The 12286-nt window shown below is 40.3% G+C and carries 14 protein-coding genes; 7 read left to right on the forward strand and 7 right to left on the reverse strand.

Going from position 1 to position 12286, the window contains the following annotated elements; translation table 11 throughout:
- Window positions 1-17 precede the first annotated feature (17 nt).
- From HPE56_RS13120 to HPE56_RS13150, 7 genes are all read left to right on the forward strand, one after another.
- Window positions 18-785, forward strand: a complete 768-nt coding sequence (locus HPE56_RS13120) for a tetratricopeptide repeat protein (protein ID WP_188244212.1) — start codon at window positions 18-20, stop codon at window positions 783-785.
- Entirely contained in the window at window positions 785-1267 is a 483-nt protein-coding gene (gene ribH, locus HPE56_RS13125; protein ID WP_188244213.1) for a 6,7-dimethyl-8-ribityllumazine synthase, read from the forward strand. Before HPE56_RS13120 ends, ribH begins: the two co-directional genes overlap by 1 nt.
- Before the next feature lie 104 nt (window positions 1268-1371).
- Window positions 1372-1668 carry a riboflavin synthase subunit beta gene (locus HPE56_RS13130; RefSeq protein WP_188244214.1) on the forward strand — a complete coding sequence of 99 codons (297 nt, stop codon included), beginning with the start codon at window positions 1372-1374 and terminating at the stop codon, window positions 1666-1668.
- Window positions 1669-1670: 2 nt separating this feature from the next.
- Complete coding sequence (gene mutL, locus HPE56_RS13135) at window positions 1671-3521, forward strand: DNA mismatch repair endonuclease MutL (protein ID WP_188244215.1); 1851 nt, start codon at window positions 1671-1673, stop codon at window positions 3519-3521.
- Window positions 3522-4265: a rhomboid family intramembrane serine protease gene (locus tag HPE56_RS13140; protein WP_188244216.1), complete on the forward strand. Its 744-nt coding sequence runs from the start codon at window positions 3522-3524 to the stop codon at window positions 4263-4265.
- Between the two features lie 2 nt (window positions 4266-4267).
- Window positions 4268-5143: a rhomboid family protein gene (locus HPE56_RS13145; RefSeq protein WP_188244217.1), complete on the forward strand. Its 876-nt coding sequence runs from the start codon at window positions 4268-4270 to the stop codon at window positions 5141-5143.
- A gap of 176 nt (window positions 5144-5319) precedes the next feature.
- Window positions 5320-6165, forward strand: a complete 846-nt coding sequence (locus HPE56_RS13150; protein ID WP_188244218.1) for an endonuclease/exonuclease/phosphatase family protein — start codon at window positions 5320-5322, stop codon at window positions 6163-6165.
- Here the strand turns inward: HPE56_RS13150 and HPE56_RS13155 are convergent.
- The 7 genes from HPE56_RS13155 to HPE56_RS13185 all read right to left on the reverse strand — a co-directional run bounded on the left by HPE56_RS13155 (window position 6145) and on the right by HPE56_RS13185 (window position 12052).
- Entirely contained in the window at window positions 6145-6468 is a 324-nt protein-coding gene (locus HPE56_RS13155; RefSeq protein WP_188244219.1) for a DUF6122 family protein, read from the reverse strand. The two genes, HPE56_RS13150 and HPE56_RS13155, sit on opposite strands and share 21 nt — an antisense overlap.
- Window positions 6461-7096, reverse strand: coding sequence for a WbqC family protein (locus HPE56_RS13160; RefSeq protein ID WP_188244220.1), 636 nt, complete (start codon window positions 7094-7096; stop codon window positions 6461-6463). Before HPE56_RS13160 ends, HPE56_RS13155 begins: the two co-directional genes overlap by 8 nt.
- A gap of 96 nt (window positions 7097-7192) precedes the next feature.
- Window positions 7193-8935 carry a signal peptidase I gene (gene lepB / locus HPE56_RS13165; RefSeq protein WP_188244221.1) on the reverse strand — a complete coding sequence of 581 codons (1743 nt, stop codon included), beginning with the start codon at window positions 8933-8935 and terminating at the stop codon, window positions 7193-7195.
- 94 nt (window positions 8936-9029) lie between these two features.
- Window positions 9030-9731: a 4-hydroxy-tetrahydrodipicolinate reductase gene (gene dapB, locus HPE56_RS13170; RefSeq protein ID WP_188244222.1), complete on the reverse strand. Its 702-nt coding sequence runs from the start codon at window positions 9729-9731 to the stop codon at window positions 9030-9032.
- A gap of 4 nt (window positions 9732-9735) precedes the next feature.
- The gene (locus HPE56_RS13175) at window positions 9736-10383 is read right to left on the reverse strand and encodes a DUF5683 domain-containing protein (RefSeq protein ID WP_317173205.1); all 648 of its coding nucleotides are present in this window, start codon (window positions 10381-10383) and stop codon (window positions 9736-9738) included.
- Complete coding sequence (locus HPE56_RS13180; protein WP_188244223.1) at window positions 10376-11278, reverse strand: ParB/RepB/Spo0J family partition protein; 903 nt, start codon at window positions 11276-11278, stop codon at window positions 10376-10378. Before HPE56_RS13180 ends, HPE56_RS13175 begins: the two co-directional genes overlap by 8 nt.
- The gene (locus HPE56_RS13185; RefSeq protein WP_188244224.1) at window positions 11279-12052 is read right to left on the reverse strand and encodes a ParA family protein; all 774 of its coding nucleotides are present in this window, start codon (window positions 12050-12052) and stop codon (window positions 11279-11281) included.
- Between the last annotated feature and the right edge of the window lie 234 nt (window positions 12053-12286).

The following is a 12286-nucleotide window of genomic DNA, read 5'->3' on the forward strand; positions in this document are numbered from 1 at the left end:
GATTAATAAAATTACCAATGGCAACATATAAAAAGCGGGGTTTTAAACCAAAAAACAAACTTGAAGAGCAAAAGTTCGATGAGCAGGAAAGTACAACGGCTGAGGTATTCAGTACCTTGGATGAAAGTGCTTCGAAAACTGAGGAATGGGTATCCAAAAACCAAAACTATATCCTTGGGGTCATTGGAGTTATAGCTGTAGCGGTTTTAGGTTCTTTGGCGTACAATCAGTTTGTACAAAAACCAAAGGACGCCGAAGCGACCAATGAGCTTTTATATCCACAACAGTATTTTGAGCAGGCCTTGAATACAACCACGGCTAAGGATTCACTGTATAATTTGGCATTGAACGGGGCTGAGGGTAAATATGGTTTCTTGGATATTATTGAGGAATATTCCGGTACCAAGGCGGCTAATTTGGCCAACTATTCTGCAGGAATGGCATATTTGGACATGAAGAATTATCAGGGAGCCATCGATTATTTGGAAAAATTCTCGTCGGATGATGATATTCTGGGTGCCCTTGCCAAAGGTGGACTTGGGGATGCTTTTATGCAGTTGAATCAACCGAAAGATGCATTAGGGTATTATGAAAGTGCTGTTAAGCATAGTAATAATGACTTTACTACCCCTAAATTCCTATATAAATCAGGGGTTACCGCTCTTGAATTGAAAGAAAATGACAAGGCCTTAAAATATTTCCAAAGAATCAAGGATGAGTTTCCTTCTTCCAATGAAGCGAATACCATTGATGCATTTATTGGAATGGCCAAAAGTGCGGAATAATGGCAACAGCAAATAAGAATTTATCGGAGTACGATAAATCAACAATCCCAAACGCGAAGGATTTTCGGTTTGGGATTGTTGTGTCTGAATGGAATTCGGAAATTACAGAAGGACTTTTTGATGGGGCCTACAAAGCCTTGATCGACTGTGGTGCCATCGATGGTAATATCATACGGTGTAATGTGCCTGGAAGTTTTGAACTGACCTTTGGTTCAAAAAAAATGATTACCGCTGAGAAGGTTGACGCGGTTATCGCAATAGGTAGTGTAATTCAGGGAGAGACCAAGCATTTCGATTTTGTATGTAGTGCCACAGCCCAGGGAATCAAGGATTTGAACGTGCTTTACAATACGCCGGTCATTTTTTGTGTGCTCACTGATAACAACTTGCAACAGGCCATAGACCGAAGTGGGGGTAAGCATGGTAATAAAGGGGCAGAAGCCGCAATAGCGGCCATAAAAATGGCAGACTTGGCCAAGTAGTGTCCTTGTTTATTTTCGACTATATTTTTCCAATATTGTACTGTTAACAAATTTTGGGAATACGTATACGCCATATTTTTTGATTTTAAGTAACTTTGGGAGTTGTGAGTATACTGAAGAAATTTACGCGTATAGGGAAGAACAGAAAGTTCGATTATAAGCCTCGTTTTTATGACGATAAGGGGAAAGGTAACCCTTATAAGATAGAACCTAGATTCGATAAATTTCGTTCCACTTTAAATGCCCCAAGAGGAATCAAGGGTAAGTTCAATTCAGCCATTGACGATGTAAAGACCCAAGGTGATAGAAACTTGAAGATTCGAATGGCTGTGATTCTGGCGGTTTTGATTCTTATTTTTCTTTACATAATCGATTTTGACATCTCAATATTCTTTAAGTAATAATGGCGGACATTATAAAACTTTTGCCAGACCATGTTGCCAATCAAATAGCTGCAGGTGAGGTAGTGCAACGACCTGCATCCGTAGTCAAGGAACTACTGGAGAATGCTATTGATGCAGGGGCCGCTTCCATAAAACTTATTATTAAGGAAGGCGGTAAAATCCTTATTCAGGTTATTGATGATGGTATAGGTATGACGCCAACAGATGCCCGTATGGGTTTTGAACGACATGCCACTTCCAAAATACAAAAGGCTGAGGACCTCTTCAGTTTGAACACCAAAGGATTTCGGGGTGAGGCACTGGCCTCAATAGCGGCCATTGCCCATGTTGAATTGCAGACAAGGCCAGAACAGGATGAAATGGCTACCCATTTACGTATTGAAGGTAGCGAAATCAAGTTCCAAGAAGTTTGCGTGGCGCCCAAAGGCACATCGATGTCTGTAAAGAACCTTTTTTTCAATATCCCCGCAAGACGTAATTTTCTTAAATCGAACCAAGTGGAACTTCGGCATATTACCGATGAATTCCATAGGGTCGCTTTGGCGCACCCCGGTATAGCCTTTAATTTTTACAATAACGGGAGTGAATTGTTCAATTTGCCGAAAGCAAACCAAAGGCAAAGGATCGTTCATATTTTTGGAAGTAAGACCAATGAAAAATTGGTACCCGTCAATGAGGAGACACAGGTGGTCAAGATATCCGGATTCATCATTAAGCCGGAGTTTGCCAAAAAGAGTAGGGGAGAGCAATTTTTCTTTGTGAACAACCGGTTTATTAAAAGTCCGTATTTGCATCATGCTGTATTGGCGGCTTTTGAAGGACTCATAAAATCAGACGCCTACCCAGGATATTTTTTGTATTTGGATGTGGATCCCGCATCCATAGACATAAATATACATCCCACAAAAACAGAGGTTAAATTTGATGATGAGCATACACTCTATGCCATATTAAGATCAACCATTAAGCATAGTTTGGGGCAGTTTAATGTGGTGCCCGCATTGGATTTTGAACAAGATCAAAACCTCGAGACGCCCTATGATTATAAAGATAAGAATGCGGTGCAACCTAATGTAACTGTTGATCGCGCCTTCAACCCTTTTCAAGAAGTAGGTCAAAAATCATCTATTGGTCGCAACTATAAAAAGCAGAACACCGATGGGTGGGAGAACCTATATGTGGGAATAGATTCCAAGGTGGGGCAAGACGATGATTTCAGTAGTGTTCGGTTTGAATCCGAATCAAACACGGGGTCTTTTTTTGAGGGGCATCAGGAAGATCTGGAATCTTTGGCCACTACTTTCCAACTGAGAAGAAAATATATTGTTACGACCATCAAATCGGGAATGGTGGTCATCGATCAAAGTAGGGCCCATCAAAGGGTGCTATATGAGCAGTTTTTGAAAAATATAACGGTGAACCAGGCGATTAGCCAACAATTGTTGTTTCCTTTGCAGTTATCCTTCTCAAATGCTGATATTGCAATCTTAAAGGAGATCAAAGAAAGTCTAACAAGCATTGGTTTTGTATTTTCGAATATTGATAAGGAAGAAGTACGGATAACAGGAGTGCCTCCTTTGATTTCGGAAAGTGAGGTGGGTATGGTTTTGGATCAATTGATTTCCGATTTTCAAATGCAGATCACCGAGGATAGTTTTTCCCAAACGGATGTATTGGCAAAGACCTTGGCAAAAACCTTATCGGTCAAGACCGGGGAAGTATTGAACAATGCATCACAGTTGGCCTTGGTAAACGATCTTTTCGCCTGTAAGGAATCGAGATGGAGTCCGTTTAATAAACCTGTATATGTGACCATAACCGAAAATGATATTGACAAAAAATTTATTTAGATGGGTAGGATAACAGATGCTATTAAGCATTTATTGATTGTAAATGTTCTTTTTTTCGTGGCCACCTCACTTTATGGTGACCAAATGTATGAATGGTTTTCACTTTGGTTTCCAAAAAACGAAAATTTCGAACTTTGGCAAATAGTCACCCATATGTTCATGCATGGTGGTTTTGCCCATATTGGGTTCAATATGTACGCCCTATGGGCTTTTGGTACACCTTTGGAACGTATGTGGGGCAGGAACAAATTCCTGTTTTTTTATTTTTCTGCGGGAATTGGAGCAGCGCTTATCCATACAGGGGTGAACTATTACTACTTTAATGAAGGTATACAGGCTTTGGTGGATTCCGGGATTGACAAGAGTCAGATCATGGAGATTATTAGTGGTGGGCAATACAGTCCCGCTTGGTATGATATCGCCTCAAAAAGTACTATTGATAATTTTTTAAGTGCTTATAATACCCCGGCAGTTGGGGCTTCTGGTGCCATTTATGGTGTGCTGGTGGCTTTTGGCATGTCGTATCCCAATAGTGAACTCTTCCTTATTTTCTTGCCCATTCCCATTAAAGCCAAGTATTTTATCCCTGTATTGATAGGACTCGATTTATTTTCAGGAGTAACAGGGTATTCGTTGTTTGGAGGAGGTATTGCCCATTTTGCACACGTAGGGGGTGCCATTGCCGGATTCATTATGATGTGGTATTGGAAGAAAAATCAATTCAACAATAAACGTTGGAATTAAATATGGTCACAGGAAATTTAAAATATCAATATGCTAGGCTGTCCGTTGCGGAGAAACTCATCGTAGTCAATGTTCTGGTGTTCATCCTAAACGGATTGATTACATTATTGTTCCGTACAAATCCTGATATTCTGGTGCAGTGGTTTGAGTTACCCAAGGATTTTTTTGATTTCTTGATGCAACCATGGTCACTGGTCACCTATTCCTTTTTCCATGCCGGATTTGGACATATTTTTTGGAATATGTTGGTGCTCTACTACGTGGGAAGGATATTTCTGAATTTGTTTAATGGAAGACGCTTCTTAAATGTTTATTTTCTGGGTGTTATTTTGGGAGGCTTGTTCTTTATGGTGGGATACAATGTTTTTCCTGCCTTTTTTAAGGTGAATGCGGCGTTGATTGGAGCATCTGCTGGGGTGAGGGCCGTTCTGATCTTTATCTGTGCCTATATGCCAAACCAGGAAGTCCGTTTGATCTTCTTTAATCTCAAACTTTGGTATTTGGGTGCGTTTATTGTGGTGATGGACTTGGTTCAATTATCCATGGGATTGAATCCAGGGGGGAATTTCGCGCATTTGGGCGGAGCTTTATTGGGTTATTTCTATGCTCGGCAATTGTTGAAGGGTAAGGATATTGGAGAGGGTTTTTCGAAAATGATCGATGCTGTGGCCAATCTCTTTAAGAAGACCGAGAAAAAGGCACCGATGAAAACGGTCTATCGAAATAAAAAGGGAGCTTCGGGGACTAAGGTAAGTTACAATAAAGAAAGCCACCAGCGCAAAATAGATGCTATTTTAGATAAGATCAGCAAGTCAGGATATGAAAGTCTTTCGAAAGCAGAAAAGGATTTTTTGTTCAAAGCAGGTAAAGAGGATTGATTTTGGGGAAAGGTCTTGGCAGATTCAATAAATTGGTATTTCTATTCAATGGGCTGGCAGCTTTTTTGTTGCTATTGGCATGTATAAACCGATTTTTATTTTGGGGAGTTTTTTCATTCCTGTCCTTCCCCAGTCTTTTGCTACCTCACTTAGTATTTGCTAATTCTATTTTTTTAGTGTATTGGGCTTTAAAGGGAAAAAAGCAGATTCTATTATCCATAGTAATTCTTCTTTTCGGTTACCTGACCCAAGATTCATTCTTAAGGATTTTTGATGCTAATCATGTACCCGGTAAAGAGGATATTAAAGTGTTGACTTTTAATGTGCATGGTTTCAATGGGATTGAAGGGATGAAGAATCCTATATCAAAAGACAAAATCATCGACTTTATAAGTCAACAAAATGCAGATATCATATGCCTTCAAGAATTCGATAGTAGGATGAAAGGAAAATTCGAAAATTATCCGTTTAGATTTATCATCCTAAATCAGTCAGATAAAAGTCCACAAACGATTTTTTCAAAATTTCCCATTATCGATAAAGGATCATTGGATTTTCCCGACTCGGCGAACGATGCGATCTATGCTGATGTTTTAGTAGGTCAAGACACCTTAAGGGTATACAATGTACACCTACAGTCCTTTCAGGTTCGGCCTAGGTCCTTTAAGAGGGAGGCTCCTGATCGGTTGTTGAATCGCCTTAATAAGTCGTTCCAAAAACAACAGGAACAGGCCAATATAGTGAAAGCGCATGCCAGTAGGGTGAGCTATGGAAAAATCATCTGTGGGGATTTCAACAATACCCAATTTTCCAGTATGTACAATACCATTAAAGGAGAAATGAACGATAGTTTTGAAGAAAAGGGTTATGGTTTTGGGAATACCTATCTTTTTAAGTTTTTACCCTTTCGAATTGACTTTATACTTGCAGATCCAGAATTGGAAATTAAATCCCATCAAAATTTCGATGTTCGATTGTCGGACCACACTCCCGTGATGGCTTCATTCCGATTGAAGGAATAACATGATGCAATCTACCGTATCGGCTAAAATATGGATCATTAAGGCAATACCGATAATCCGGGTTTTCCTAAAAAAAAGAAAAGTTATATACACCAATATCGCCAAATAACTGTGCAAAGGATGAAACCCTATACTGCAACGGTTGGGGTCAAAGATGGGATTGGCAAAGAGGTGGTCAACATCAATGATTATTCCTAATAAAAGTATAATCGCTACTTTCAAACTTTGGCCTTTAAAAAAATAAAGAGCCACAAAAATGGGAACCACAAAATGAATGCCGTAATGCAGTAAAAATCTAAGCATTCAGAAAGTCGAGGTTGAAACTGTTCAAATAGGACTTGGCATTGGTTCCTTCGTTGAAGAGGAGATCCAAAACGCTTACGTTTTTTATAAAACCATGCCTATCACCAAATACTTGCACATAGGCTTCTTGTTCAAATTGCTTTTCGTTTTTACATTGCACTAAAAAACGCCCGTCTAAAATACCATCCGATAAATCAGTTGTATAGGAGTTGGTTTTTTCTGTTTGGTTATCAATCTGTAAACATTCACTTATAACAGCAATGGTTTTAAAATTGAAATCCAGTAGAAATTCATGGGGTTTGTCATATAATACAGCGAATTCATCCTCATAATATTCAAAGAAAGGGGAGGTGCGATACGCGGTTTGCAAAGTGCGCCAATGTTGCCGTTGCCAATGGTAATCGTTATCCAATCTTACATCCTTGTATTTTTGTCTTCCTTGAAGGCCGCCAACATGCTTTATGGGGATACTCAAGGAATGAAGTCCCCTATCGGTACAAATCTGACAACGGTTTCTATAGGTCTGTTTTTGGTAATTGTCTTCAGCTTCCCAAACCACTTCGCTTTGTACCATAATCGAAGCAGTGACTATACTAGGGAAGTAGGTAGGGTGTAGAATTGTTTTCAAGGGATTATTTGTTGATGTGTAAATATTCCGATTAAGATTTCAGCTAATAGGGTTTATTTGGTATACGATGAATTCATTTCAAACATAATGTTTAAATCAATCTTGGGTTTTCTTTCTTCGTTTTCTGAAAAAGTCGAAAACAAACCAACCGACCAATGCCAATATAAAATACTTAAAGTAAGAAATAGGTTCTCCCGAGCCATTGACCGTGGTAAATACACGATCCCACCGTATACTCCAATTGCGCCAACCATCCCTGAAATTATCGATGCTCATCCAAATAAAGATGGGTGTTCCCACAATATGGTCCTCAGGTACATACCCCCAAGTTCGACTATCTTCGGAATGATCGCGGTTATCGCCCATCATCCAATAATAATCTTGTTTAAAGGTATAGGAGTCGGTTGCCTTACCATTAATGCTTATTTGATTTCCGTTGACTGAAAGGGTATTACCTTCATAATCTTTGATGATTTTTTTATAGAGCGGCAAAACCTTAAGGTCCAAGTCAACCGTTTTTCCCTTTTCAGGAAGATAGATGGGGCCGAAATTGTCGTTGTTCCAGGCATAGGAATTATCCTGGGGAAAGATATTATACCCTTTTTCCCCCTTAGGGGTAATCATTTTCACAACGGAATCTATTGCCGCATTATGTTTTAATTTTTCAGCCAGGTCCTCGGTCATCGTCAATAAACGTTGTCGATCGGTTTGTTCCTTTAAGGATAATCCCGCTTTTCGAATAGCACTGGTTGGTATACCGAGGTGATTGGTGATAAGATCTATATTTCCAGATTCATTGCGTCTACTTCCTAATAAATAGGGTGTAATCTGGTTTAATTGATTTTGATTTATTTGGGATGTTACGTAAATACGATTGAAATCCGTGACCCCGAGTTCTTTTAGTAATTTCGAGGAGACCCCTTTTTGGGCATAGGCCATATAATCGTATTGGGGTTTGGCCCTGTCGGGTAATACGGTCTGTTTTCCGTTAATGTATACATAACCATCGATTACGGCCAAGGAATCACCAGGGATGCCCACACAGCGTTTTACATAATTCGATTTTTTATCAATCGGTTTTTTTACACCCCTTTCTTTCCTGAAAAAACGGTATACGGTATCGGCAGGCCAGCTAAAGACCACAATATCATTTCGGTCTATCTTGGTAACACCGGGTAACCGCATGTAGGGAAGGTGTGTTTTGTTCAAAATGGAGTTTTTGTAGGTCTTTGGGTCCACATCGGCAACATAAGAACGTATGCCCAATCCGGGAATGGTATCATGGACCATGGGTGCGGCAATCGTTGTTATCGGTACGCGCGCTCCATAATGGAATTTGCTTACGAAGAGGAAATCACCGATGCGAAGTGTTTTTTCCAATGATCCGGTGGGAATTACATAAGGTTGTATAAAATAGGTGTGCACCAAGGTAGCGGCTACCACGGCAAAAACAATGGAGCTTACCCATTCGCCTAATGCTGTGGTCGGGTGTAAACTACGGTCCTTGATGTATGTTACATCCAAGGTATAATTCACATAATAAATATAAAAGCCAAGTGTTAGGACCACCAACCAGGATTCCATAAGGCTTTTTCGGCCAAAACTTCGAATGGTCTCTACCCAAATCACCGGGAACATCAAAAGGTTGATGATGGGTATGAAAAGTAAGATCACCCACCATTTGGGTCTATTGATAATCTGCATCAACACAATGCCGTTATAAATGGGGATGGCAGCTTCCCAAGCCTTTCTACCAGCCTTTACATATAACTTCCAAGTTCCTAGGAAATGAATGACCTGAATGATCAATATGAAAATAATCCAATGGGTACCGTTCATGTAATCTTTAAATTATGGGCTATTATACCGTTCTTGTTAAATTTGTTCAAACCGCTATGCAATTACGGATTTTATGTCTTGTGTATTGTTTGTGTTAACCAAGGTTTAACACATCCCGCATCGAAAAAACGCCTGTTTTGCCAATAATCCACTCTGAGGCGATTACGGCACCAAGAGCAAAGCCCTCACGATTATGTGCGGTATGTTTGATTTCAATATTATCTACATTGCTATTATATTCCACAACGTGTGTGCCGGGTACATCGTTCTCCCTTTTTGCCGTTATGACAAGCTCATTGTCATTGCCTTGGTCGAGACTCCAGTTTTTATAATTTGAATTCGCTAGGATTCCTTCTGCCAGTGTAATTGCCGTACCACTTGGGGCATCCAGTTTTTGGGTATGGTGGGTTTCTTCCATTCGGACCTTATATTGGTCCAAATGCTGCATCATTTTTGCAAGATAAGCATTCAATTCAAAAAATATATTCACCCCCAAACTGTAATTCGAGGCATAGATAAAAGCTCCCTTTTTTTCATTGCAATAGGCAACAGCATTGTCATAATCCTTGAGCCATCCTGTAGTACCTGAGATAATGGGGACCTTATGTGCTATGCATTGTTTGATATTCCCATATGCGGCATTGGGCATACTGAAATCTATGGCCACATCCATTTTAGAAAAATCGATTTCAGTGGTGTCCACATCTATTTTGGCAACGATCTGGTGTCCTCTGTTCAAAGCGATTTGTTCTATCATCCTGCCCATTTTTCCGTATCCGAACAAGGCTATATTCATAAGCTTAGAATTTTATGGTAAATGCAACCCCATAATTGGGGTCTTTGGTAATCGGGTTCAAATCGAGATAAGGTTTTATGTCGAAACTTAAATCCTCATCAACATTGAATTGTTTTAGGTGTGCATCAACATTGGCATCAATGATGTTCAAGGCGTACATGGCTATGGTAATGACCAGGGCCAAATCACGGTCTCGCTGATAATTTTCCTGTTGTCGTTCCAAATCGTCTACATCCAAGTCAGGATCGGCACCTTCGGCATTATCCCCATTGATGTCGTAAAACTCATCGTCGGTAAAACCGGCTTGTCTTCTTTTGAATGCCGTTCGGAACCGATCGTAGAAGTCATCATTGAATTTGTAGGAGTAAATACCTACCCCTAAGACCGTATAGACTATAGGAACCTTCCAATAGCGTTTGTTATAGATTTGTCCCAATCCTGGCAATACCGCCGAATAAAAAGCGGCCTTACTGGGGGCCAGGGGATTCATGACCTTTCTTTTATTGACCACGACATCTTGAACGACGATGCCCTTTTCCTTTAAATCGATATCCAAGGAATCCGCTGCTTTGGGAATGGAATCATTTTCCTGTGCGGATAATGTCAGAATAGTCAATACCAAGAATAAGGAAGTGAGAATAAATTTATTCACCGACGATTAATTTTTTAATACGTTGGAATTCTTCTTCGGAGTTGAAAGGAATCGTAATCTTGCCTTTCCCTTTTTCCGTGGCATTTACGGAAACCTTGGTCGCTAAATGATTCCCGATGTCTTGGGAAGCTTTTTTGACAAATGCTGGGGCTGTACTGCTTTTTTTTACGGTTTTTTTTGTGTCGTCCCCCTCGCGATAGGCCTTTACGGCACGTTCGGTATCGCGAACAGATAGATTTTCACCGATAATACGCTCGTAAAGCGCTATTTGGTCCGTTTTCTTCTCAATATTGACCAATGCCCTACCATGGCCCATACTTACGAATCCATCTCGAATCCCCGTTTGAATGATCGGGTCTAATCGTAAAAGACGCATGTAATTGGTGATTGTAGACCTTTTTTTGCCAACGCGATCACTCAATTTTTCCTGGGTCAATTGAATTTCATCAATCAATCGTTGGTAGGATAATGCAATTTCAATGGGATCAAGATCTTGCCTTTGAATATTTTCGACCAAGGCCATTTCCAAGGATTCTTGGTCATTGGCGATTCGAATGTATGCGGGAACGGTCTCCAAGCCTATCAATTTAGAGGCTCGAAAACGTCTTTCACCCGATACCAATTGATACTTGTTGAAATCGAGCTTTCGCACGGTAATAGGTTGGATGACGCCGAGTTCCCGAATTGAGGAAGCAAGTTCTTCCAAAGCCTCCGTGTTAAAGCTGGAACGGGGTTGGAAAGGATTGACCTCAATGGCCTCAATATCCAATTCCACAATATTGCCCACCACTTTGTCCGCATTTTTATCCGAAGCGGTTTTTATATCGTTCTCAGGGTCCTTGAGCAGGGCGGAAAGTCCTCGGCCCAATGCCTGTTTTTTTGTTGCCTTCGCCATTTAAACGGTTTCCTTGTTTTTTTTCAATAATTCGTTTGCCAAATTTAAGTAGTTGGTGGCTCCCTTGCTACTGGCATCATATTTTATGATACTCTCGCCATAACTGGGTGCTTCGCTCAACCGTACGTTACGTTGGATAATGGTATCGAAAACCATATCGGAAAAATGTTTGCGTACCTCTTCGACCACTTGGTTCGAAAGTCTTAACCTAGAATCGAACATTGTCAATAAGAGTCCTTCAATATCCAAATCGGGATTATGGATTTTTTGAACGCTTTTGATCGTGTTCAGTAATTTGCCCAAACCCTCCAAGGCAAAATATTCACATTGGATAGGGATGATAACCGAGTCTGCAGCCGTGAGGGCATTCAGGGTCAAAAGACCCAAAGACGGGGCGCAATCAATGAGGATGTAATCGTAATCGTCCTTAAGATCCAGGATAGCCTTCTTCATCATGTACTCACGCTCATTCTTGTCCACCAATTCTATTTCAATGGCGACGAGATCGATATGGGAGGGAATCAAATCCAAATTAGGGGAATCCGTAGCAATAATCGTTTCCTTGGCATTTTTTGTATGCTCCAACAATTGGTAGGTTCCTATTTCTATTTCCTCAACATTAATACCCAATCCTGAGGTAGCATTGGCTTGTGGGTCAGCATCAATAAGTAACACTTTTTTTTCCAGAACACCCAGCGAGGCGGCTAGGTTTACAGTAGTGGTAGTTTTGCCTACTCCACCCTTCTGATTTGCTATAGCAATAATCTTGCCCATATTCGTAGTAAGTTAGGGGTTAAAAATACGATTATTTATGGCGTTAAAAAATCAATTTTGTTAACACGGCGTGAATAACGCGGATTGAGGTCGTTAAATTGCGTTAAAGTTGATTGTATTGTATGTTCGCTGAAGTGTTGTCTTGATTTATAAGGCTTGGGGTTTGCCATATTACCAACACTTATTTTGTATCGCCTCGGGGCGTGTTCATAAAATCGTTGGAATACGAATGAT

It is taken from the genome of Maribacter aquimaris (genome assembly GCF_014596745.1).
Taxonomy (GTDB): Bacteria; Bacteroidota; Bacteroidia; order Flavobacteriales; family Flavobacteriaceae; genus Maribacter_A; species Maribacter_A aquimaris.